The organism is Enterobacter bugandensis (assembly GCF_900324475.1).
GTDB lineage: Bacteria > Pseudomonadota > Gammaproteobacteria > Enterobacterales > Enterobacteriaceae > Enterobacter > Enterobacter bugandensis.
Genome location: NZ_LT992502.1, coordinates 2,003,557 through 2,025,258 on the forward strand (window position 1 = coordinate 2,003,557; position 21,702 = coordinate 2,025,258).

The window sequence follows — 21,702 nt, forward strand, 5'->3', positions numbered from 1 at the left end:
TTTATTCCATAAGAAAAGCGTAGCAGGAGAATAATGATGAAAATAAGCGATTAAGAAAATTCAGGGTAAAAGGAGAGAATTTGCACCATTTCAGGACTGAAATGGTGCGTCCGAGTGGACTCGAACCACCGACCCCCACCATGTCAAGGTGGTGCTCTAACCAACTGAGCTACGGACGCAGAATGGTGCGTTCAATTGGACTCGAACCAACGACCCCCACCATGTCAAGGTGGTGCTCTAACCAACTGAGCTATGAACGCAACGTGTTGTCGGTGACAACGGGGACGAATATTAGCGGCACAGCATCAAGGAGGCAAGAGGGAAAACGCATTTTTCTCTCTGATTTCACGCGATTGCTTCATTACCGCGCAAAGTGAAGAGAAAGTAGCCGCCAGCTGGCGGCTACTGCGTAGTTAACGCGCAGCGCGCTGCAAAATTACCGTTGACGGCTGGCGCTGCAGGAAGCGCATGCGCATCATCATCATGATCGCCGCCGACGTCAGTCCGATGATAAAGCCCATCCAGAATCCGGCTGGCCCCATGCGATCAACGACCAGATCGGTCAGCGCCAACACGTAGCCAGTAGGCAGACCCAGCACCCAGTAGGCGATAAAGGTAATAAAGAAGATCGAACGCGTGTCTTTATATCCGCGCAATACGCCACTGCCAATCACCTGGATGGAGTCAGAAATCTGATACACCGCAGCCAACAGCATCAGGTGCGAAGCCAGCGCCACCACGTCCGGGTTGTCGTTATAGAGCAGGGCGATCTGCTCGCGCAGCGCCACCGTAAACAGCGCCGTACAGATGGCCATGCAAACACCGACGCCGAGCCCGGTGCGCGCGGCCGTTTGCGCATCCAGGGTGGAGCCCTGTCCCAGGCGGAAGCCAACGCGAATCGTCACCGCCGCCGCCAGCGACATCGGCAGGACGAACATCAGGGAGCTGAAGTTGAGCGCGATCTGGTGTCCGGCCACGTTAACAATCCCCAGCGGGGAGACCAGCAGGGCAACCACGGCAAAGAGCGTCACCTCAAAGAACAAGGCCAGCGCAATCGGCAAGCCTAGCTGCACCAGGCGCGTCATGATGCTCCAGTCCGGCGTGCTGAATCTGTTCTCGTTACGAATATCGCGCATTGAACGGGCGCGTTTCACATAAGCGATCATACTGAAGAACATTACCCAGTAAACCGCAGCCGTCGCCACGCCACAGCCGACGCCGCCCAGCTCCGGCATGCCGAAATGGCCGTAGATAAAGATGTAGTTCACCGGAATATTCACCAGCAGGCCGATAAAGCCCATCACCATTCCGGGCTTGGTTTTCGCCAGCCCTTCACACTGGTTACGGGCGACCTGGAAAAAGAGGTAGCCGGGCGCACCCCAGAGCAGGGCGCGCAGATAGCCCACGGCTTTGTCTGCCAGCGCCGGGTCAATATTATGCATGGCGCGGATGATATGACCCGCGTTCCAGAGCACGACCATAATCAGTACGGAGACAAACCCTGCCAGCCAGAAACCCTGACGGACCTGATGGGCAATACGCTCGCGACGACCCGAGCCATTAAGCTGAGCGATAACCGGGGTGAGGGCGAGCAGCAGACCGTGGCCGAACAGGATGGCCGGCAGCCAGATTGACGTGCCGATAGCAACGGCCGCCATATCGGTGGCGCTGTAGCCACCCGCCATTACCGTATCCACAAATCCCATTGCGGTCTGGGCCACCTGCGCGACGATCACTGGTATAGCCAGTGCCAATAGCTGGCGCGCTTCATTCATGTACTTCTGCACGTGAACACCTTTATTTTGTAGTTATATGAGAGACTAAAAAAGCCGCCGAAACGGGCAGCAAGAAGAAAATGCAGGGGGGTGCCAGCTATTGTAGCGGGCTTTAGCTATTTATCTAGTGAAAAAATCGCCAGAAAATGCGCTCCGCTGGCAACCTGTTTTTCCAACTGTTATTGTGGTGGGATTAAACGGTGTCACCACCGTCCGGAAAAAACAGGAGTTGTAAGCATGTTTACTGGTATTGTGCAGGGCACCGCCAAAGTGGTGTCCATTGATGAAAAACCTAATTTTCGTACTCATGTTGTAGAGCTGCCGGAATATATGCTCGACGGCATCGAAACCGGCGCCTCGGTTGCCCATAACGGCTGCTGCCTGACCGTCACCGAAATTAATGGCAACCAGATTAGCTTTGATTTAATGAAAGAGACGCTGCGTATTACCAACCTGGGCGAGCTGGTGGTGGGGGACACCGTCAACGTTGAGCGCGCGGCGAAGTTCAGCGACGAGATTGGCGGCCATCTGATGTCCGGGCACATCATGACCACCGCCGAAGTGGCGAAAATCGTTACATCAGAAAATAACCGTCAAATCTGGTTTAAAGTGCAGGACCCGTCATTAATGAAATACATCCTCTATAAAGGGTTTATTGGCATTGATGGGATTAGTCTGACGGTGGGAGAAGTTACTCCGACGCGTTTTTGCGTGCATTTAATTCCCGAGACGCTGCAGCGCACCACGCTGGGTTCGAAAAAACTGGGGCATCGCGTGAATATCGAAATCGATCCGCAAACCCAGGCGGTTGTAGATACCGTTGAGCGCGTGCTGGCCGCAAAAGAAGCCGCAATAATTAAAGCTGTAGAAGAAGAATAAAAAATAACCCCGGCTGGCCGGGGTTATTTTTCTAGCGTGCGACCCGCAAGCCGTGTTCAATCCCACGGCTAAAAACAACCTGCCAGAGCTGAATATCTCGCGCGCGAAACGCCCCCGCGCAGGCATTCAGATAATAGCTAAACATCCGCTTGAATCGTTCAGAATAGTTGCCCGCAATTTCAGGCCAGGCTTCCTGAAAACGTGCATGCCACGCCATTAACGTGGTGTCGTAATCCGCGCCGAAGTTATGCCAGTCTTCCATCACGAAATGGGATTCGCTGGCGTTGGCAATCTGGCGTACGGACGGTAAACAGCCATTCGGAAAGATGTATTTGTTGATCCACGGGTCAACGTTATTGTCGGTCCGCTTAGAGCCGATGGTGTGCAGCAGGAAAATACCGTCCGGTTTCAGATTACGGTCCACCACCTCGAAATAGGTGTCGTAATTTTTCGGCCCGACGTGCTCGAACATGCCCACGGAAACGACCCGGTCAAACTGTTCGTTCAGGTCCCGGTAATCCTGCAGGCGGATATCCACATCAAGCCCCAGGCACCGCTCCTGCGCCATTTTTTGCTGTTCAGCGGAAATGGTGACGCCGACCACGCTGACGCCGTAGTGCTTCGCCATAAAATACGCCAGCCCGCCCCAGCCGCAGCCAATATCCAGCACGCGCATACCGGGCTGCAACTGCAATTTCTCGCTAATCAGGCGCAGCTTGGCCTGCTGAGCCTCTTCAAGCGTCGACGCCTCTTTCCAGTAGGCGCAGGAGTATTGCATGAAGGGGTCCAGCATGCGGCTGAACAGATCGTTGCCGAGATCGTAATGCTCTTTGCCGACGATCCAGGCACGCTTTTTACTTTGCAGGTTAAAGAGACGGGCAGAGGCGACACGCAGGGTGTCTTTAAGATTACGGGGGAGCTGTTTTTCCAGACCAGCACGCAGCACGCTGGCGAAAAAAGTGTCCAGCCGTTCGCATTCCCACCAGCCGTCCATATAGCTTTCCCCCAGGCCTAGCGACCCCTCGCGCAACACGCGTTTAAAAAAATCGGGATGTTTAACCTGAGGATCCGATGGGGATGATCCGTTGATAGTGATGCCTGCCCGACCTAACAGTTCACTGACGATCCGGGACCAGTTATCGTCCGGAACGCTGACTTCTTCTATACACGATGAACTCATAGCTTCTCCATCACCCTACTGTGATCAGAACCTTAAAACAGCGTAGACGCTTTTTTGGTTTGTGAGAAATCTCACGGTAAATACCGCGAGGCTAGTATCCGACGTAGAACAGAGGAAGGGAGATAACCCTTGCCGAAATGCCTTCCATGGTAAAACGGGAGCACTCCGGCTCCCGTTAACACATAATATTTATCGTATTTAATCGAACCAAATTTAGTATAGGCCTCAAAATTTGGTGATTCAATAGAAAATTCTTAGCAACCTAATCACTGAAAATTAACATAGTTTCTGGCGCGATTAGGCATGCGAGGTTTCTACCTGCGTGCTCTCATCCTGCGCGGAAGCCTGCATGCGATAGCCTATGACGGCCAGCGCAACGGTAGCCAGCATCACGCTGGTTGTCGTCAGCAGCGGCGTGGCAATCAGCGCGGAGACCACCAGGCTTGCCAGGAAGCACAGCCCCAGCTGCAGGGTGTTCTGCAGCGCAGCCGCACGGCCTGTCGCCTGCGGGAACGGACGCAGCGCCTGCGCCACAACGATAGGGTAGATCGCCCCGTTCGCGATGGCCATCACGCAGAATGGAATCAATATTTCGGCCAGACCCGCGCCCGGAATAAACCCAACGGCCCAGGTGCCAATGACGCTCAGCGCATAGAGCACCAGCAGCCACGGCAGCATCTGCTGGCCTTCCCATTTTTGCAGCGCCGCGCGACAGCCGTACCCGCCCACCAGGAACGCGATGGTCTGCGGAACGTAGCTCAGGCCAATGGCCGCCGGGCTATAGCCCATATCGTGCAGAATAAACGGCGAGCCGGTCAGCCACGCGAAGAAGCTCGCCGAGCAGGCGGCATAGATCAGAACGTTGCCGCGATACGCTTTCGCGCTCAGCAGGGAGGTGAAGGTAATCGGCTTCGCGTCTGCGTGCGCCTCTTTTTTATGCGCGGGCTTGAGGGCGAACGCCGGCAGCATCAGCACCAGCGTGATGGCAAACAGTGTGGCAAAGATGGCCTGCCAGTCAAAGTGCGCGAGGATCCAGCTTCCCAGCAGCGGGGCGAGGGCCGGTGAGAGCCCTACCAGCGGCATGATGGTGGCGAAAATACGGTTAGTGCGGTTCGCCGGATAGTAATCGGTGACCAGCGCCTGCCAGGTCACGGCCGCGGCACAGACGCCGACCGCCTGAACAAACCGCAGCACCAGCAGCCAGGTGGCATCGCGCACCCATAGCATCCCCAGGCAGCCCACGGCAAAAATGGCCAGCCCCAGCAGCAGCACCGGTTTACGCCCAAAGCGATCCGAAAGCGGTCCCCAGAGCAGCTGCGCGAAGGCAAAACCGGCCAGGAACAGGCTCAGGCTGGCGCTGATGGCGGCAGCAGGGGTTTGCAAATCTTCCTGCATGGCGGCAAACGCCGGCAGGTACATATCGGTGGCCAAAAAGCCCAGCACGCTTAAGCCGCCGAGCCAGACTAAAAAACCTTTCCTGGGTTGCACTGTTTTATTCTCCTGAGGAGGCAGGTATATGTTGGCGCTGAGTGTAGGGAGTGCAAAGCCGCTTGTGAAACGCTAATATTTGGCGGGTGCATTCAAATTTTTTGCAGGCAGAAAATGTGGTCCGATTATTCTCTTGAAGTGGTCGATGCTGTCGCGCGTAACGGCAGCTTTAGCGGAGCGGCGCAGGAGTTGCACCGCGTCCCTTCAGCCATCAGCTATACGGTGCGACAGCTTGAGGAGTGGCTGGCGGTACCGCTGTTTGAACGGCGGCATCGTGATGTTGAATTAACGCCCGCAGGGGCGTGGTTTTTGAAGGAAGGACGTTCTGTTATCAAAAAAATGCAGATCACCCGCGAGCAGTGCCAGCAGATCGCGAACGGCTGGCGGGGGCACCTTTCCATTGCGGTGGATAATATCGTTAAGCCCGAGCGCACCCGGCAGATGATTGTCGATTTTTATCGGCATTTCTCTGACGTAGAACTGCGGGTCTCGCAGGAGGTGTTCAACGGCGTCTGGGATGCGCTGGCGGACGGCAGGGTAGAGATGGCGATTGGCGCGACCCAGGCGATCCCGGTCGGGGGACGTTACGCCTTTCGCGATATGGGGATGCTGAGCTGGAAATGCGTGGTGGCAAGCGATCATCCGCTGGCGGCGACGGAAGTGCCGCTGAGCGATGATACGCTGCGCAGCTGGCCGTCGCTGGTGCTGGAAGATACCTCCCGCTCGCTGCCGAAGCGAATTACCTGGCTGCTGGACAACCAGCGGCGGGTTGTCGCCCCTGACTGGGGATCGTCGGCGACGTGCCTCAGCGCCGGGCTCTGCGTAGGCATGGTGCCCGCCCATTTTGCACGTCCGCGAATCGACACCGGTGAGTGGGTTGAGCTAACGCTGGAGAATCCGTTCCCGGATGCGGCCTGCTGCCTCACCTGGCAACAAAATGATGTCTCGCCGGCGATGGCCTGGCTGCTGGACTATCTGGGGGACAGCGAAACGCTTAACCGGGAGTGGCTGCGGGAGCCAGACTGACTGGCTCCGCAATGAGATTAACGACGGTAGTCGCGGAACGGGCCATCCGCAACGGAACGGCGTTCGATGAGGCGAGGATGAACTTCAATGGACTGCGACTCTTCACGCTTGTTGACGATCCTGTCCAGCAGCATATTGAAGGCGGTTTCACCCAGCGAATCTTTCGGCTGGTGAATGGTGGTCAACGCTGGCGTGAAGAAGCGCGCGTTGCGCACGTTGTCATACCCGATCACGGAGATGTCCTGCGGTACGCGCAGACCCAGCTCGTCGGCCGCACAGAGGGCGCCCATCGCCATGATATCGCCCCCGCAGAAAACGGCGGTTGGACGGTGCGGCTGGGAGACGATCTGCTGCATCGCGCGGTAGCCTGATTCCGGCTCAAAGTCGCCCTGCACGATCCAGTTTTCCGGCACGGTGATTAGCGCTTCTTCCATCGCTTTCATAAAACCGGCCAGGCGGCCCGCGCCGGTGTTGCGTTCCAGCGGACCCGGGATCACGCCAATCTCGCGGTGGCCGCGTTCGATCAGATAACGGCCCGCCATGTAACCGCCTTCGAAGGCGTTATCGATAACGGAGTCGGTGAAGTCGGCGCGCGCTTCGCCCCAGTCCATCACCACCATAGGGATATGGCGATACTCTTCCAGCATCGACAGCACGGATTCCGGGTACTCTGAACACATCACCAGCAGGCCGTCCACGCGCTTTTGCGCCATCATCGACAGGTAGGCGCGCTGTTTTTCAATGCTGTTCCAGGCGTTGCCGAGAATCAGGGTATAGCCTTTCTGGAAGCAGTTTTTTTCTACCGCTTCAATGATCTCGGCAAAATAGGCCGCTTCGCTGCTGGTCGCCAGCAGACCAATAGACTTGGTGTGATTAACCTTGAGGCTGCGCGCAACCGCGCTTGGCGAGTAGTGCAGCTCTTTGATCGCTGCCCAGACGGCGTTGCGCGTCTCTTCCGCCACAAAACGGGTTTTGTTAATTACATGTGATACGGTTGTAGTGGAAACGTTTGCGCGTTTTGCTACGTCTTTAATTGTTGCCATTAAATGTCACTCCAGACCATATCCTAAACTCCTGAAAAACTTGAAGGTAAACGTTTGCCTTCTCTCACCCTTATCACGCAATTTTGAATTGCGGCACGCCGGGAAAACGACACGGGACGTCAGGAGGGGGTCAATGGCCGGTACGCTAATAAATTTAGCGTGGAATTTTGGCCTATCTTGATGAAAAGGGGAAGAGGTAAAGTGTTTATCAGCTTAAATCCAGGAAGATTTTTGACGTAAACTGTGCAAAAATGAGCAAGCTCACTTTTCGTGGGGGGATTAAAAGGAGAAAAATTGATGAGTTCCGATCTGAAGTTTTCGCTGTTCACCACCGTTATTGTGCTGGCGCTGATTGTGGCGGCTGGCCTGACGGCTGCGCTGCATTGATTTACGCGGGGGGAGAGCCTTCTCCCTCCCGAACGCTCCGATTGTTACTTCTCTGGCAAAAATCTTTTGCCATTTTGTTAACTTCTCATTTTTTGTGATTGATGTCATGCTTTCCGCTTCTTTGTTCTGTGTCACCACATGACACGGCATCCGGAGTTGACGCATGAAAATCAATTTTCCCCTGCTGGCCCTGGCGATTGGCGCTTTTGGGATTGGCACCACTGAATTCTCCTCGATGGGGTTACTGCCCGTTATCGCCCGGGGCGTGGACGTCTCGATCCCGGCCGCCGGGATGTTAATCAGCGCCTACGCCATCGGCGTGATGGTAGGAGCGCCGCTGATGACGCTTCTGCTTTCGCACCGTGCGCGCCGCAATGCGCTGATTTTCCTGATGGCGATTTTCACCCTGGGCAACGTGCTTTCGGCCATTTCGCCGGATTACACCACTCTGATGCTGTCGCGCATTCTGACCAGCCTCAACCACGGTGCCTTCTTTGGTCTGGGCTCGGTCGTGGCCGCAAGCGTGGTGCCAAAACACAAGCAGGCCAGCGCCGTGGCCACCATGTTTATGGGGCTGACCATCGCTAACATCGGCGGTGTTCCTGCGGCAACCTGGCTGGGCGAGGTCATTGGCTGGCGGATGTCCTTCCTGGCGACGGCCGGACTGGGCGTGGTCGCGATGGTGGCGTTATTCTTCTCCCTGCCAAAAGGCAGTGCGGGTGAACGCCCTGATGTACGCAGAGAGCTGTCGGTGCTGATGCGCCCGAAGGTACTCTCCGCGCTGCTGACCACCGTGCTGGGGGCAGGAGCGATGTTTACCCTCTACACCTATATTTCGCCGGTCTTACACGACATTACCCACGCAACGCCACTCTTTGTTACCGCGATGCTGGTGCTGATTGGCGTCGGCTTCTCGATTGGCAACTATCTCGGCGGGAAATTTGCTGACCGTTCCGTGAGCGGCACGCTGAAGGGCTTTTTAACCCTGCTGATTGTCATTATGGTCGCGATCCCGTGGCTGGCGCAGAATGAATTCGGCGCGGCGATTGCGATGGTTGTCTGGGGCGCTGCCACCTTTGCCGTGGTGCCGCCGCTGCAGATGCGCGTGATGCGTGTCGCCCATGAGGCGCCGGGTCTCTCGTCTTCCGTGAATATCGGGGCGTTCAACCTCGGCAATGCGCTGGGTGCCGCCGCCGGAGGCGCCGTGATTTCAGGCGGTCTGGGGTACAGTTTTGTGCCGGTGATGGGGGCGATTATTGCCGCGCTCGGCCTGCTGCTGGTGATGATGTCCGGCCGAAAACAGCCTGAAGCGGTTTGCACGGCTGAATAAGCAAAAACGCAGAAGGGTTACCCCTTCTGCGTGTCTCTTACGCGGCGAAGTTCTTCGCGACAAAGTCCCAGTTAACCAGAGCCCAGAAGTGCTCCAGGTAGTTCGGGCGCGCATTGCGGTAATCAATGTAGTAAGCATGTTCCCACACGTCCACGGTCATCAGCGGCGTAGCGCTGGTGGTCAGCGGGGTGCCCGCGTTAGACGTGGACACGATAGCCAGTTTGCCATCCGCCTCTTTTACCAGCCACGTCCAGCCAGAACCGAAGTTCTTAATGGCGGCATCGGTAAACTTCGCTTTAAACTCAGCAAAGCTGCCAAAGGCGGCGTTGATGGCGGCTGCCAGTTCACCGGCAGGTTCGCCACCGGCATTCGGTGCCAGGCAGTGCCAGTAGAAAGTGTGGTTCCACACCTGAGCCGCGTTGTTAAAAACGCCACCCTCTGAGCTGCGAACGATCTCTTCCAGCGTTTTGCCTTCAAAATCGGTGCCCTTGATGAGGTTGTTCAGGTTAGTGACGTACGTCTGATGATGCTTGCCGTAGTGGTATTCCAGGGTTTCCGCAGAAATGTGCGGTGCCAGGGCGTCTTTTGCATACGGTAGTGCAGGTAATTCGAACGACATTGCTTCTCTCCTTATTGTATTTTGTGTTGCCAATAACCCTACAGACAACAAGGACAGGTTAGCAAATTGAAAGGGTATGCAAAAGAGGAACTTAACCTGCCGCAGATGCGGCAGGGCAGGGATTAACGAATGGTTTTTGGCGTCATGACGCGACGCGCGCCGACGTAATGACGTACCCAGTAATCTTCGCTGAGCGAGGTGATCTGAATGTCCTGACCGCTGCGCGGAGACTGGATGAATTTCCCGTTGCCGACGTAGACGCCCACGTGGTCAGCCGTACCGCGACCCTGCGTGCGGAAGAAGACCAGGTCGCCGTTTTCCAGCTCACCCCGGTTAACCGGTGACGCATCGCGCAGGTGATACATCTCATTGGCGGTACGTGGAATACGGAATTTAACCAGATCTTTATAGGCGTAATAGACGAGGCCGCTGCAGTCGAAACCGGTACGCGGCGAACTGCCGCCCCAACGATAAGGTTTGCCAATCTGCCCCATCAGTTTATTCATCGCGGTTTTTTGCGCTTTTTGCACACGCACTTTATGCACATCCGCCAGCTTTGTTACCTTCGTGCATTTTGCTTTATGGCCTTTACGGGTAATGCATTTTTCTGTAACGAGGTTAGCGGCGGTCTGCGAAGCTTTATTTTTGGCGGTGCGGGTAGTGCGGGAAGATTTTGTTTTCGTCTTGCTGGAAGCGGTTTGTTTAGTCTGAGCGGTGGTTTTTTTCTTGTCGTTCTTGTTGCTGGTTTTTTTCTTACGTTCTGTGGCTTTAACCAGATGGCTTTTTTGTACAGCAGATTGCCGCGCCTGCTGAGAGGCGTTTGCCGCTGGCGTTAACGTGAGTGATGTAAACAGTAAAGCACAGAGCGTGATCGAGATTTTAGTTATCCGCGCCACTGGGCAGTCCCCTGATATATGCAGGTCATCAATAATACCCGCGTGTGATTTACAAAGCCCGTCGATTCTAATCCATAAAAACCCGAGAAGTTAATAGCATTTTTCAATCTAAAAACGTGTTTCGTTAGCAAGTGCAAAAAAATTCATCGTTCTGACGCACAATTGTTCACTCCCTAAGCAAAACCCTGACGGGCGAAGGGGTAAACACCATTTGCAATGCAACTTTTGTGGAGTCGGGGTAAAATATATAAACGTGACGAAAATGTTATTTTCCGATGCCAGCCTGACCCGCTACAATGTCAGACTATTGCCGTAACAGAAGTTAAAGGAAGCAAGACATGAGCACCACTATTGAAAAAATCCAGCGCCAGATCGCTGAAAACCCGATTCTGCTGTATATGAAAGGTTCTCCGAAGCTGCCAAGCTGCGGCTTCTCCGCGCAAGCGGTTCAGGCGCTGTCAGCCTGTGGTGAGCGTTTTGCTTACGTTGATATCCTGCAGAACCCGGACATCCGCGCTGAGCTGCCAAAATACGCTAACTGGCCGACCTTCCCGCAGCTGTGGGTAGACGGCGAGCTGGTGGGCGGCTGCGATATCCTGATTGAGATGTATCAGCGCGGCGAACTGCAGCAGCTGATCAAAGAGACGGCGGCGAAGTACAAAACGGAAGAACCGGACGCTGAATAATTTTCTGCGTTAATAAAAAAGCGACCTGAAGAGGTCGCTTTTTTTTATTCTTCACTGTCGCCCATCGGCAGCGGCCAGCCGCCCAGACGCTTCCAGCGGTTGACGATCTCACAGAATAGCTCTGCGGTGCGCTCCGTATCGTATAAGGCGGAGTGCGCCTGGGTACCGTCAAACGGTATACCCGCCGTAATGCAGGCTTTGGATAAAACCGTTTGTCCCAGCGCCAGGCCGCTTAGCGCGGCGGTGTCGAAGGTCACGAAAGGGTGGAAAGGGTTGCGTTTGAGCGATGCGCGTTCGGCTGCGGCCATGGTAAAGCTGTGATCAAAGGTGGCGTTATGGGCTACCATGATGGCGCGGCTGCAGTTGCTCTCTTTAATGCCTTTACGCACCATTTTAAATATGGCGTGCAGCGCATCATATTCACTGACTGCACCACGCAGCGGGTTATGCGGATCGATACCGTTAAACGCCAGCGCCTCCGGCTGTAAGTTTGCCCCTTCGAAAGGTTCAATGTGGAAATGCAGCGTGGTGTCCGGTGTAAGCCAGCCCTGTTCATCCATCTTCAGCGTGATGGCGGCAATTTCGAGCAGCGCATCGGTTTTAGCGTTAAATCCGGCTGTTTCTACATCAATGACAACGGGATAAAAACCACGAAAACGGTCGCACAGACCGCTAAATTGAGCGTTATCGGACATCAGGGTCTCTTACAAGGGGAAAAAGCAGTGCGCATTATGGCAAATTTTGCAGGGTGATGCAGTAAAACTACGGGCGCATGTTGCGCCCTGAAGGATCAGTTGCCCAGACCGCGACCCGCGTCTTTGGCTTCAATCAGCTCGATCTTGTAACCGTCCGGATCTTCTACAAAGGCAATAACGGTGGTGCCGCCTTTTACCGGGCCGGCTTCGCGCGTGACGTTACCGCCGTTGCTGCGAATGCGTTCACACGCCTCGGCCGCGTTATCCACTTCCAGCGCGATATGGCCGTAGGCGGTGCCCAGCTCATAGCTGTCCACGCCCCAGTTGTAGGTCAGTTCAATGACCGCTTCATCCGTTTCCGGGCCGTAACCCACGAACGCCAGCGAGTATTTATATTCCGGGTTTTCGCTGGTGCGCAGCAGCTTCATGCCCAGGACGTTAGTGTAGAAATCGATAGAACGTTGCAGATCGCCAACGCGCAGCATGGTGTGAAGTAGGCGCATAATTTCCTCATTAACCAATGGAATAGACTATTTTTTTGAACAGAAACGATGTTTTAGTATAGCGGCGAAGTGTCGCCGCTATCAATGAACAATGGCGAGATTACAGAGAAGGGTAGTCGGTGTAGCCTTCGGCGCCGCCGCCGTAGAAGCTCTCAGGACGCTGCGGGTTCAGGGCCGCTTTCTGCTGCAGTCGAGCAACCAGATCCGGGTTGGCAATATAGTCGCGGCCAAACGCCACGGCGTCGATCAGCCCTTTATTAATCAGATCTTCGGCTTTCTCAGGGGTATAAGCACCCGCACCGATGATCACCCCGTGGAAGCGCTCGCGCACTTTCTGACGGAAGGCTTCCGTATAAGGCTTACCGCCGGCCCAGTCCGGCTCGGACATGTGCAGATAGGCAATGCCGCGCTTCGCCAGCTCTTCAATCAGATACAGCGCGTCCGCTTCTTCATTCGGACCGTTGTCGACGTTCTGGAACGTACCGATTGGGGAGACGCGGATACCGATGCGGTCCGGGTTCCACTCCTGACAAACGGCATCAACCACTTCCAGCACCAGGCGGGCGCGGTTTTCGACGCTGCCGCCGTACTGGTCGGTGCGATGGTTAGACGACGGTGACAGGAACTGGTGCAGCAGGTAACCGTGCGCGGAGTGCAGCTCAACCAGGTCAAAACCGGCTTCGCGGGCGTTAGCAACGGCCTGGCGGAAGTCGTTCACGATACCCGGGATCTCATCCAACTCCAGCGCGCGTGGCGTAGAGGTGTCGACGCGGATCGCGTTGCCGTTTTCATCGCGCAGGGAGGTGCGGGTGTTCGCGTTCAGGGCAGACGCTGAAACCGGCGCCTGACCGCCAGGCTGAATGCTGCTGTGGGAGATACGACCGGTATGCCACAGTTGGACCGCAATGCGACCGTCTTCAGCGTGAACACCCGCGGTGATTTTCTGCCATGCGGCGATCTGCTCCGGGCTGTGCAGCCCCGGCGCACCCGCATATCCCTTGGCCTGAGCAGAAATCTGCGTGGCTTCAGTGATGATCAGGCCAGAGCTGGCGCGCTGACGATAGTATTCACCCATCAGTGGGGTTGGGATATCACCCGGCTCAATGCTGCGCAGACGGGTAAGCGGAGCCATAAACACGCGGTTTGGCGCGGTGACGGCACCCACTTTTAAGGGGGTAAATAATTTTTCAGCTGACATAACGACTCCTGAGTAGACCAGTCGACTAGTAATAACGTAAATAAAAACGCCTGCTAAGCGCCAGGCGCAGTAATCGTACTTATCACATGTGCCAGCGCGCTTTCGAGCGGCACGGCACTGCGAGAAATTTTAGCCTGCAGGTTGGCGCCTAACCAGAGGGAGTAGAGCACCTGAGCCTGCGTTAAGGGATCCCCTGGGAAGGCGAGCGTATTTTCTTCGCGCCCCTTCGCCAGCGCCTGCGCCAGCAGGGCGATAACGCCGCTGGCGCCTTTATCCATTGCAGTGCGCATATCTTCTGAGAGATCGCACACTTCGGCAGAGAGTTTAACCGTCAGGCATCCGCTGATAATGCCCTGCTGACAGAACTGGTTCAGCGTTTCCTGGTAGTAGTTCAGAACACGATCCCGATAGTTACCTTCCCCCGTGGCGAAGTGGGTCGCGAGGCGCTGGTGGTAAGCAGCATAGTGCCGCTCCAGCATCGCCACGCCAAAGGCCTCTTTGGACCGAAAGTAGTGATAGAACGACCCTTTCGGTACCTCAGCGGTTTTTAATAGCTCGCTCAACCCCATACCGGTGAAGCCGCGGTGCATGCACAGCCGCTCGCCGGTCGCCAGGAGATGTTCGCGCGTGTCGTGTTCAGTATTTCTGCTCATGGATTCACTCTAATAGACCGTTCGGTCTAATGCAAGCGCTGTTATCGGCGACACGCATTCAGAATGTCCAACTGTTGCTGATAAACACTTGATTTAACGTCCATCATGCCCAGCACCGTCGAGAATAAATTGTCCTGCGAAACCGCATTTTTTGCTGCGTGGTCGCGTAAACACTGCGCGTTGATGCCAAAGTTTTTCGCATAGTCCGGGGACAGCCAGAACATAAACGGAATGTGCGTCTGCTGCTCCGGCGCCAGCATGTACGGCGTGCCGTGCAGATAAATACCGCTTTCACCGAGCGATTCCCCGTGATCCGAGAGGTAAATCAGCGCGGTGTTCATGTTCGCCTGACGGGCTTTCAGCGCATCAATGGTTTTGCTGACCATGCTGTCGGTATACAGGATGGTATTGTCATAGGTGTTCATCAGCGCCTGATGGTCGCAATCCTGAATTTCGTTGGTGTCGCAGGTGGGGGTGAATTTACGGAAATTATCCGGGTAACGGCGATAGTACGCCGGGCCGTGGCTGCCCATCAGGTGGATAACCAGCACCGTGTCCTGCTTCAGACCGTCCAGCACGTTGTCCAGGCGGTAGAAATTCACGTCATCAATACAGGACTGGTCTTTGCAGAACTGATCCAGCTTCCACTGCGTCATGTCGGTATGGGGAATACGATCGCAGGCACCTTTACAGCCACCGTCGTTGTCGCGCCACAGGAGGTTGATACCCGCATGGTTGAGCACGTCGAGCAGCCCTTCCTGATGGTGCGCCAGGTCGGCATCGTATTTGCTGCGCGTCATACCGGAGAACATGCACGGAACGGATACAGCGGTTTCAGTGCCGCACGAGGAGGCCTGCGGGAAGTTAATCACATCCTGCTTTTTCAGCTCGGGGTTGGTTTCACGCCCGTAGCCATTGAGGGAGTAGTTCGCCGCGCGCGACGCTTCGCCGATGACCAGCACCAGAACGGTTTTCTTCTGCTGACCCGTAATCAGCGCGCCTTTGTGCGCATCTTCGCCAATCCGCACCAGCGTTTTATCGCCGGCAAACCAGCGCATCTTGCTGTATTTCACCACGGCGCTGACGTAGTTCGCCGGAGTGACCATTTTGACGATGCTTTTGTTATTGCGGAACAGCGACGCGTAATCTTTATAAAACACCGCGGCGATAAGAATAATCACCAGCAGGGCACCGAGCATCGCGGCAACACGCGTCAGCAGGGCGTACCACCATTTGCCGGTACGAATGCGGGTCAGCGCCAGCACCAGGGATGGAACAAGACCGGCTATGACAATCCACAGAATCATCTGCGGGGTCACCAGCGCGGTGGCTTCCTGGGAGTTAGTTTCGAACACGTTCACAATCATGTTCTGATCGATGACCGCGCCGTAGGTAAACATAAAGTAAGTTGCCGCAGCGCACCCGACAGTTAAGACGATCATCAGCGGCTTACGGATATACGGGATATTGAGCAGGCTAAATACAATGACCCAGCCACAAAACAGCACCACCGGCACGGATGCGGCGAAGAGAATATCGTGCAGATGCGCAGGGGCAATAATGGCCCAGCTGCGCTGGATAAACAGCCCGTTAAGCAGCGTAAAAAAGAGTGCACAGCCCAGAGTAAATTTTATGTCGTTACATTGTAACTTTTTACTTAACCACATCGATCGTAAAACCTGTCATTGTCATGATGTGGCGAGTATAAAGAGGGAAGATTAGTGAAACCTTAATGCCACAAAACTGTGGTAAAGCCCTTGCACGCGGCGCTTTTAGCGTCTTCACTGTAGGTGAGAGAGGTTAACCGGAGGTGAGTGTGGCAGAGCAACTGGAGTTTTTCCCCATCCAGAGCCCGTGCCGGGGGATTTGTCAGTCAGATGAACGCGGTTATTGCCGCGGGTGCATGCGTACCCGTGACGAGCGTTTTAACTGGCAAAACTTCAGCGACACGCAAAAGCAGGATGTGCTGCGCCTCTGCAGACAGCGACTTCTGCGCAAAATCCGCGCAAACAAAGCCTCTGAGACCGAAGAACCCCAGCAACCTTCACTGTTTTAATGCGGTAATTGCGTATACTCATGACATCACGTCCTTGAGGAAAATGTTATGGTTCAGCGTATTACCCTTGCCCCCCAGGGGCCAGAATTCTCCCGTTTTGTGATGGGCTACTGGCGCCTGATGGACTGGAATATGTCCCCCCTCCAGCTGGCAAGCTTTATTGAAGAGCATATCGATTTAGGGGTAACAACCGTCGATCATGCGGATATTTACGGTGGCTATCAGTGTGAAGCCGCCTTTGGCGAGGCGCTTAAGCTGGTTCCGGCACTCCGGGAGCGCATGGAGATCGTTACCAAATGCGGTATTGCCACCACGGCCAAACCGGAGCATGCCCTCGGCCACTACATCACCGACAGCGCCCATATCATCAAGAGCGCCGAGCAGTCGCTGGTCAATCTGGCAACCGATCATATCGACCTGCTGCTGATTCACCGTCCGGACCCGCTGATGGATGCCGACGAGGTGGCGGAAGCCTTCCTGAGTCTGCATCAGAGTGGGAAGGTGCGTCACTTCGGCGTCTCCAACTTTACCCCGGCCCAGTTTGCCCTGCTTCAGTCTCGTCTGCCGTTTACGCTCGCCACTAACCAGGTTGAGATCTCCCCGGTGCATCAGCCGCTGCTGCTGGATGGCACGCTCGACCAGCTGCAGCAGCAGCGCATTCGCCCGATGGCCTGGTCGTGCCTCGGCGGTGGACGCCTGTTTAATGATGATGCGTTCCAGCCGCTGCGCAATGAGCTGGAAACCATCGCCCTCGAGCTGAACGCCCAGAGCATAGAGCAGGTGGTTTACGCCTGGATCCTGCGTCTGCCGTCAAAACCGCTGCCGATTATTGGCTCCGGGAAAATTGAACGCGTCCGTTCCGCGCTGGCCGCCGAAGAGCTGCAGATGACCCGCCAGCAGTGGTTCCGCATCCGCAAGGCCGCGCTGGGTTACGACGTGCCTTAAACCGCAAGAAGGTGACTTTCCGGTGAAATCTGTGCCCCTGGTATACACTTAAGGGGCAAAAAATAACCAGCGGAGGTCATATGAAGCGTTTTACTCTGGCATTGGTCACGCTGGTTGTTTGCGCAGGGGCGCAGGCAGCCAGCGACGAAGTAGAAATGAATCTCGTCACCTCACAGGGTGTGGGTCAGTCCATCGGGACGGTGAAAATCACCGAGACCGATAAAGGGCTGGAATTCGCACCCGATCTTAAAGCACTCCCGCCGGGCGAACACGGCTTCCATGTTCATGCCAAAGGGAGCTGTCAGCCAGCCATGAAAGAGGGTAAACCGTCGGCAGCGGAAGCAGCAGGGGGCCACCTTGACCCGCAGAATTCAGGTAAACATGAAGGGCCTGATGGTATGGGACACCTGGGCGACTTGCCGGTGCTGGTGGTTAACAATGACGGTAAAGCCACGGATCCGGTCGTGGCCCCGCGGCTGAAAAAGCTGGATGAGGTCAAAGGCAAAGCGCTGATGATCCATGTGGGCGGCGATAACATGTCCGATCAGCCTAAACCGCTTGGCGGCGGCGGGGCGCGCTATGCCTGCGGCGTAATCTGATCCCCAATCGTTCCCGGCGGTGGCGCCTGTTCCAGCTGCGACAGCGAGCAGTGCAGGCGCCAGATTATCGAGGCCAAATCGCGGGCTGCGGGAAGATGATGCCGGGCAAGGGTGTCGCAGATCCGCTGCAGTTCAGCCAGTGTGGCCTCCAGAGGCCGCTGCTGAACGCCGCGCTCGCTCATCACATCGCGTAGCAGAGAGATACACACATCACGTACCTGCGACAGCGGATCGGAGCGCGTTTCCCATGCGCGAAGCTGCCAGACCACGTGCGAGCAGTTCAACAGCACCACCCCCCAGCGCAGCAGCCAGCGTCGGGACAGCGCGTCCTGGCTGTTATTTAACTGGCTAACGTGGTGATAAACCAGCGATTCATACTCGCTTTCTTGCAGATGCGGCTTGCGGCTGAGCTGGTCGACAAACCCTCTGCGCAATTCACGGATATGTCGACGGCTTTTGCGTGCGTCAGAGCCGGGACGCAACACCGCGAAGGCCAGCCACGCCAGCCCGACGCCAAGGATCTTTGCCAGGTTGTCATTCAGAAAAGCGGCGTAATCATACACCGGCGGATTCGTCACGGAGATAAACGAGCCCATAAAGACAATCAGCTGCCCCCACAGACCCGCCAGTTTCGGCATTTGCAGCTTAAGGAGCTGCATCGTAGTTAACAGCGGAAACAGGAACAGCAGAAACTGCCAGAGATCGCTTATCTGCACCATCAGGCCAAACTTCACCACAAAACTGAACAGTGATAGCAAAACAAGCGTTCGCAGCAGCAGTGTAAGCGAGTTAAACGGCGAGGCCGCGACGGAGTAAAGCACGCAGCTGATAGCGGCAAGCGTTAACGCCGCAGAACCTGACTCCCACTGCGTGGTAATGCTCCACGCCCCCACCAGCATCAGTGCGCTGAAGGTGCGAAAACCGCTCCACAGCGCTTCCAGATAATCGGTGTGACGTGCGAGAGCCGGGCTGCCGGGAACGGCGAACTCCGTGACCGGGGTAGCATTCTCTACCGCCTTAATCCAGCGGCTGCTGCGCAAGTATAGCCGACAAAAGTAATTCAGCCGCTGCCAGAAGGCGCGATGGCGATAATCAAATTCATCCATCGGGGCGAGCGGGGCGATGATCTTCGCGACGGTATAGATGTCCGCATCCGGTCGCGCGAGCGCCGCGAGCAGGGTTTCGATTACCGCGCGGGTGTTTTCTGGCGGTGTCGGCCAGTTGAGCAGCATTCGGCGCAGGCTGGAGATAGCGCTGGTCATACGCAGCTGCTGGTGCAGTAAATAGTTAAGCAGCGTGTTCTGACGGCGAAAACGGTAATGGCTCCAGAACGCCTGAATTCGCAACAGATTCATGGTCAGGATCTGCCCGATAACCTTTTCATGCGCGAGGCGGATGTCATCGCTGGTATCCGGTTGCCACAGCAGGCTCGCATGTTCCAGCAGCCGGGTATGCATGGTTTTCAGCGCAGTGATAAGCGCAGTGCCGTCAGAGGTGCTGGGCAGGATCATCATCATAAATCCGCCGCAGAGGATCCCGACAATGACTTCGCAGACGCGCGCCTGTGCGATATCCCATAGCTCGGTGGTGTCGAGCACGTTGACGACCGGGAAGGCGATAATGGCGGCGGTATAGCCCGCCAGCTGGAAAGCATAGGCCACGTTATTGGTGAAATGGGCGCAGGCCCAGGTACAGCAACCCAGCCATGCCGCCATGCTCAGCAGGAACAACCACGGATCGTTCAGCGTGTGGCCCGCGATAATTAACGCCGCGGTGGCGCCCAGCAGGCTACCTGCGATACGGCCAAGGCTTTTGCTGATCACCCCGCCAACGGTGGGGAAGCTTACCACCGCCGCGGAGGTCATCGCCCAGTAGGGTTCATCCAGGTTCAGATAATAGGCAACAGTCAGCGCCAGGCACATGGCAATGCCGTTACGCAGCGCGTAGCGCCACTGGGGGCGCGTCGCTTTCATCCATGGCGTGTTTTGCCAGGAGAGCGCCTGCAGCTTCATTAACGGGTTCCGATAGAGACAGTGCAGGTGGTGCCGGAAACCAGCGTGATGTCCTCGGGTAAACGGTCAAACTCCACGCGCACAGGCACGCGTTGAGCCAGGCGCACCCACGGTACGTTCGGCTTGATGTCCGGCACCAGCCCGGAATCCGTTTCAACGCTTTGATCATAAATGGCGCGGCCAATGCTGGAAACGTGACCCTGTAACTTTTGCGGGCCACTATACAGCGTTATGGCGGCGGGTGCGCCTTCATGTATATGACGAAGCTTAGTCTCCTCGAAATAGCCCACGACGTAAAATGAGTGGCTGTCGACGAGAGCAAAAACCGGCTGACCGGCGGAGGCATAATTTCCCACCCGGGCGGAGAGGTTGGTCACCCATCCGTCGACGGGGGCGGTGACCACGGTTTGGGTTAACTCCCACTGCGCCTGCTTCAGCGTGGCCTCAGCCACGTTGACGCTCGCCTGCATGGCCTTGACGTTGATATTGGCGGTATCTAAATCTTCCGCGGAGATGTAGTTTTTCGACAGGTGACGGCGGCGATTGGCCTCATTATTGGCCTTTGCAAGGTCAGACTGGGCTTTTGCCAGCTGCGCCTGGGCGTTCAGAATTGCAATGTGATACGGGGTGTCGTCGATGCGGAATAACACCTCTCCCTTTTTAACGTACTGGTTATCCTTAACCAGCAGCGTTGTGATACTTCCCGAGACCTGGGGGGTGATGCTGACCTGCTCAGCGCGAACTTTGCCGTCACGGGTCCAGGGGGACTGCATATAATAATTCCACAACCACCAGCCAGCAGCCAGGGCGAGGACAAGAACGAACAGGGTGGAAAAGTACTTCAGCGTTTTCAGAGGCATATTCACCACACGATCAGAACAGCAAGGCCCAGGCATACGGAGAGGGCAAACAGGGAGAGATCCATCAGCATGGGGTGCCAGATTTCGCCGGAGTACATCCAGTCGCGAAGCAGGCGATGCGCGATGAGCCAGAGAACAAAGCCCACCAGCACGGCTTTAAACAGGGGAGGAAAGTAGACTGACGCACCGAAGATCAGGTCCTGAAGGGGTAAACCTTCTGAGCGATGAAAAAAGATCACAGGCAGAAATCCTTTGCAGTGAACAGAATGCCGCGTTGGCTTGTCTGAGTATGAAGAAGCATCATAATTCAGTGTAAGTCATACTTTTGAGTCCGATGAATGCAGTATTGCATTTGTTTTGCCAATACAAATGCTGCACACTATTCTAAAATCAGTATAATAACTTAGCAAGCTAATTATAAGGAGATGAAATTGGAATCGCCATTAGGTTCTGATCTGGCAAGGTTGGTACGCGTCTGGCGTGCTCTGATTGACCATCGCCTGAAACCTCTGGAACTGACGCAGACGCATTGGGTCACGTTGCACAACATTCATCAGCTGCCGCCCGACCAGTCGCAAATTCAACTGGCTAAAGCGATAGGCATTGAGCAACCGTCGCTGGTGCGCACGCTTGACCAACTGGAAGAGAAGGGACTGATCTCCCGGCAAACCTGCGCCAGCGATCGTCGCGTCAAGCGCATTAAGCTGACGGAGAAAGCGGCGCCTATCATCACTGAAATGGAAGCGGTGATCACCAAAACGCGCGGTGAAATCCTTTCAGGCGTTTCACCGACGGAGCTGGAAATGCTCATCAGCCTCATTGCGCGCCTTGAGCAAAACATTCACGAGCTACAGTCTCGCGACTGACCAGAC

General features: G+C 55.7%; 23 protein-coding genes and 2 tRNA genes. 9 read left to right on the plus strand and 16 right to left on the minus strand.

Features of this window, described 5'->3' with window-relative positions; all coding sequences use genetic code 11:
- Positions 1-102 precede the first annotated feature (102 nt).
- The 3 genes from DG357_RS09825 to mdtK all read right to left on the minus strand — a co-directional run bounded on the left by DG357_RS09825 (position 103) and on the right by mdtK (position 1,787).
- A tRNA-Val gene (locus DG357_RS09825) sits at positions 103-179 on the minus strand.
- Between the two features lie 4 nt (positions 180-183).
- A tRNA-Val gene (locus DG357_RS09830) sits at positions 184-260 on the minus strand.
- Positions 261-413: 153 nt separating this feature from the next.
- Positions 414-1,787 carry an MdtK family multidrug efflux MATE transporter gene (gene mdtK / locus DG357_RS09835; protein ID WP_049138896.1) on the minus strand — a complete coding sequence of 458 codons (1,374 nt, stop codon included), beginning with the start codon at positions 1,785-1,787 and terminating at the stop codon, positions 414-416.
- A 225-nt stretch (positions 1,788-2,012) separates the two neighbouring features.
- Between mdtK and DG357_RS09840 the strand changes: the two genes are divergently transcribed.
- Positions 2,013-2,654, plus strand: a complete 642-nt coding sequence (locus DG357_RS09840) for a riboflavin synthase (RefSeq protein ID WP_028012887.1) — start codon at positions 2,013-2,015, stop codon at positions 2,652-2,654.
- A 31-nt stretch (positions 2,655-2,685) separates the two neighbouring features.
- On the opposite strand, the gene cfa is transcribed toward DG357_RS09840, so the two are convergent.
- Together cfa and punC are read right to left on the minus strand one after the other, a co-directional pair.
- Positions 2,686-3,834: a cyclopropane fatty acyl phospholipid synthase gene (cfa, locus tag DG357_RS09845; protein ID WP_088205333.1), complete on the minus strand. Its 1,149-nt coding sequence runs from the start codon at positions 3,832-3,834 to the stop codon at positions 2,686-2,688.
- Positions 3,835-4,131: 297 nt separating this feature from the next.
- Complete coding sequence (gene punC, locus DG357_RS09850) at positions 4,132-5,322, minus strand: purine nucleoside transporter PunC (protein ID WP_047368404.1); 1,191 nt, start codon at positions 5,320-5,322, stop codon at positions 4,132-4,134.
- 114 nt (positions 5,323-5,436) lie between these two features.
- Here punC and punR point away from each other — a divergent pair, with 114 nt between their 5' ends.
- Positions 5,437-6,348, plus strand: a complete 912-nt coding sequence (gene punR, locus DG357_RS09855; RefSeq protein ID WP_088205334.1) for a DNA-binding transcriptional activator PunR — start codon at positions 5,437-5,439, stop codon at positions 6,346-6,348.
- Between the two features lie 17 nt (positions 6,349-6,365).
- Here punR and purR read toward each other — a convergent pair whose 3' ends face one another.
- Positions 6,366-7,391, minus strand: a complete 1,026-nt coding sequence (gene purR, locus DG357_RS09860) for an HTH-type transcriptional repressor PurR (protein ID WP_008500597.1) — start codon at positions 7,389-7,391, stop codon at positions 6,366-6,368.
- A gap of 297 nt (positions 7,392-7,688) precedes the next feature.
- Here purR and cydH point away from each other — a divergent pair, with 297 nt between their 5' ends.
- Complete coding sequence (gene cydH / locus DG357_RS09865; RefSeq protein ID WP_020688313.1) at positions 7,689-7,778, plus strand: cytochrome bd-I oxidase subunit CydH; 90 nt, start codon at positions 7,689-7,691, stop codon at positions 7,776-7,778.
- Positions 7,779-7,941: 163 nt separating this feature from the next.
- On the plus strand, positions 7,942-9,108 hold the full coding sequence (locus DG357_RS09870) for an MFS transporter (protein WP_088205335.1): 1,167 nt from the start codon (positions 7,942-7,944) through the stop codon (positions 9,106-9,108).
- A 37-nt stretch (positions 9,109-9,145) separates the two neighbouring features.
- Here the strand turns inward: DG357_RS09870 and sodB are convergent, their stop codons facing one another.
- Together sodB and DG357_RS09880 are read right to left on the minus strand one after the other, a co-directional pair.
- Complete coding sequence (sodB, locus tag DG357_RS09875) at positions 9,146-9,727, minus strand: superoxide dismutase [Fe] (RefSeq protein WP_028012892.1); 582 nt, start codon at positions 9,725-9,727, stop codon at positions 9,146-9,148.
- A 122-nt stretch (positions 9,728-9,849) separates the two neighbouring features.
- Positions 9,850-10,623, minus strand: a complete 774-nt coding sequence (locus DG357_RS09880; RefSeq protein WP_047368407.1) for a C40 family peptidase — start codon at positions 10,621-10,623, stop codon at positions 9,850-9,852.
- Between the two features lie 338 nt (positions 10,624-10,961).
- On the opposite strand from DG357_RS09880, the gene grxD reads away from it, so the two are divergent.
- Positions 10,962-11,309 carry a monothiol glutaredoxin 4 gene (gene grxD, locus DG357_RS09885; RefSeq protein ID WP_003832760.1) on the plus strand — a complete coding sequence of 116 codons (348 nt, stop codon included), beginning with the start codon at positions 10,962-10,964 and terminating at the stop codon, positions 11,307-11,309.
- 44 nt (positions 11,310-11,353) lie between these two features.
- Here the strand turns inward: grxD and rnt are convergent, their stop codons facing one another.
- The 5 genes from rnt to eptA form a co-directional block, all read right to left on the minus strand.
- Entirely contained in the window at positions 11,354-12,004 is a 651-nt protein-coding gene (gene rnt / locus DG357_RS09890) for a ribonuclease T (RefSeq protein ID WP_088205336.1), read from the minus strand.
- Positions 12,005-12,099: 95 nt separating this feature from the next.
- Positions 12,100-12,507 (minus strand): lactoylglutathione lyase, encoded by a 408-nt coding sequence (gloA, locus tag DG357_RS09895; protein ID WP_013096923.1) that lies wholly within the window; start codon positions 12,505-12,507, stop codon positions 12,100-12,102.
- Between the two features lie 100 nt (positions 12,508-12,607).
- Positions 12,608-13,705, minus strand: a complete 1,098-nt coding sequence (gene nemA, locus DG357_RS09900; protein ID WP_059356951.1) for an alkene reductase — start codon at positions 13,703-13,705, stop codon at positions 12,608-12,610.
- Positions 13,706-13,758: 53 nt separating this feature from the next.
- Positions 13,759-14,358: a TetR/AcrR family transcriptional regulator gene (locus DG357_RS09905; protein ID WP_047368408.1), complete on the minus strand. Its 600-nt coding sequence runs from the start codon at positions 14,356-14,358 to the stop codon at positions 13,759-13,761.
- A gap of 41 nt (positions 14,359-14,399) precedes the next feature.
- The gene (gene eptA / locus DG357_RS09910) at positions 14,400-16,025 is read right to left on the minus strand and encodes a phosphoethanolamine transferase EptA (RefSeq protein ID WP_088205337.1); all 1,626 of its coding nucleotides are present in this window, start codon (positions 16,023-16,025) and stop codon (positions 14,400-14,402) included.
- Between the two features lie 149 nt (positions 16,026-16,174).
- Here eptA and DG357_RS09915 point away from each other — a divergent pair, with 149 nt between their 5' ends.
- The 3 genes from DG357_RS09915 to sodC all read left to right on the plus strand — a co-directional run bounded on the left by DG357_RS09915 (position 16,175) and on the right by sodC (position 17,958).
- Entirely contained in the window at positions 16,175-16,414 is a 240-nt protein-coding gene (locus DG357_RS09915) for a DUF1289 domain-containing protein (protein ID WP_028012898.1), read from the plus strand.
- 48 nt (positions 16,415-16,462) lie between these two features.
- The gene (locus tag DG357_RS09920) at positions 16,463-17,359 is read left to right on the plus strand and encodes an aldo/keto reductase (protein ID WP_088205338.1); all 897 of its coding nucleotides are present in this window, start codon (positions 16,463-16,465) and stop codon (positions 17,357-17,359) included.
- An 80-nt stretch (positions 17,360-17,439) separates the two neighbouring features.
- Complete coding sequence (sodC, locus tag DG357_RS09925) at positions 17,440-17,958, plus strand: superoxide dismutase [Cu-Zn] SodC (RefSeq protein ID WP_045630184.1); 519 nt, start codon at positions 17,440-17,442, stop codon at positions 17,956-17,958.
- Here sodC and DG357_RS09930 read toward each other — a convergent pair.
- Genes DG357_RS09930 through DG357_RS09940 form a run of 3 tightly spaced genes read right to left on the minus strand, consistent with a single transcriptional unit; the run spans position 17,937 to position 21,069 of the window.
- Complete coding sequence (locus tag DG357_RS09930; RefSeq protein ID WP_088205339.1) at positions 17,937-19,970, minus strand: FUSC family protein; 2,034 nt, start codon at positions 19,968-19,970, stop codon at positions 17,937-17,939. The genes sodC and DG357_RS09930 overlap by 22 nt on opposite strands.
- Positions 19,970-20,830 (minus strand): efflux RND transporter periplasmic adaptor subunit, encoded by an 861-nt coding sequence (locus DG357_RS09935; protein ID WP_088205340.1) that lies wholly within the window; start codon positions 20,828-20,830, stop codon positions 19,970-19,972. Before DG357_RS09935 ends, DG357_RS09930 begins: the two co-directional genes overlap by 1 nt.
- Positions 20,831-20,832: 2 nt before the next feature.
- Positions 20,833-21,069 (minus strand): DUF1656 domain-containing protein, encoded by a 237-nt coding sequence (locus DG357_RS09940; RefSeq protein ID WP_028012903.1) that lies wholly within the window; start codon positions 21,067-21,069, stop codon positions 20,833-20,835.
- A 186-nt stretch (positions 21,070-21,255) separates the two neighbouring features.
- Between DG357_RS09940 and slyA the strand changes: the two genes are divergently transcribed.
- Positions 21,256-21,696, plus strand: a complete 441-nt coding sequence (gene slyA, locus DG357_RS09945; RefSeq protein ID WP_088205341.1) for a transcriptional regulator SlyA — start codon at positions 21,256-21,258, stop codon at positions 21,694-21,696.
- Positions 21,697-21,702: the final 6 nt, after the last annotated feature.

Bases quoted from the DNA above. Each gene is read 5' to 3' on its own strand.
- DG357_RS09840 (WP_028012887.1), top strand. From the start codon at position 2,013: ATGTTTACTGGTATTGTGCAGGGCACCGCCAAAGTGGTGTCCATTGAT.
- gloA (WP_013096923.1), bottom strand. From the start codon at position 12,507: ATGCGCCTACTTCACACCATGCTGCGCGTTGGCGATCTGCAACGTTCT.
- punR (WP_088205334.1), top strand. From the start codon at position 5,437: ATGTGGTCCGATTATTCTCTTGAAGTGGTCGATGCTGTCGCGCGTAAC.
- cfa (WP_088205333.1), bottom strand. From the start codon at position 3,834: ATGAGTTCATCGTGTATAGAAGAAGTCAGCGTTCCGGACGATAACTGG.
- eptA (WP_088205337.1), bottom strand. From the start codon at position 16,025: ATGTGGTTAAGTAAAAAGTTACAATGTAACGACATAAAATTTACTCTG.
- cydH (WP_020688313.1), top strand. From the start codon at position 7,689: ATGAGTTCCGATCTGAAGTTTTCGCTGTTCACCACCGTTATTGTGCTG.
- slyA (WP_088205341.1), top strand. From the start codon at position 21,256: ATGAAATTGGAATCGCCATTAGGTTCTGATCTGGCAAGGTTGGTACGC.
- DG357_RS09930 (WP_088205339.1), bottom strand. From the start codon at position 19,970: ATGAAGCTGCAGGCGCTCTCCTGGCAAAACACGCCATGGATGAAAGCG.
- DG357_RS09935 (WP_088205340.1), bottom strand. From the start codon at position 20,830: ATGCCTCTGAAAACGCTGAAGTACTTTTCCACCCTGTTCGTTCTTGTC.
- nemA (WP_059356951.1), bottom strand. From the start codon at position 13,705: ATGTCAGCTGAAAAATTATTTACCCCCTTAAAAGTGGGTGCCGTCACC.
- DG357_RS09870 (WP_088205335.1), top strand. From the start codon at position 7,942: ATGAAAATCAATTTTCCCCTGCTGGCCCTGGCGATTGGCGCTTTTGGG.
- rnt (WP_088205336.1), bottom strand. From the start codon at position 12,004: ATGTCCGATAACGCTCAATTTAGCGGTCTGTGCGACCGTTTTCGTGGT.
- sodB (WP_028012892.1), bottom strand. From the start codon at position 9,727: ATGTCGTTCGAATTACCTGCACTACCGTATGCAAAAGACGCCCTGGCA.
- DG357_RS09920 (WP_088205338.1), top strand. From the start codon at position 16,463: ATGGTTCAGCGTATTACCCTTGCCCCCCAGGGGCCAGAATTCTCCCGT.
- grxD (WP_003832760.1), top strand. From the start codon at position 10,962: ATGAGCACCACTATTGAAAAAATCCAGCGCCAGATCGCTGAAAACCCG.
- purR (WP_008500597.1), bottom strand. From the start codon at position 7,391: ATGGCAACAATTAAAGACGTAGCAAAACGCGCAAACGTTTCCACTACA.
- sodC (WP_045630184.1), top strand. From the start codon at position 17,440: ATGAAGCGTTTTACTCTGGCATTGGTCACGCTGGTTGTTTGCGCAGGG.
- DG357_RS09905 (WP_047368408.1), bottom strand. From the start codon at position 14,358: ATGAGCAGAAATACTGAACACGACACGCGCGAACATCTCCTGGCGACC.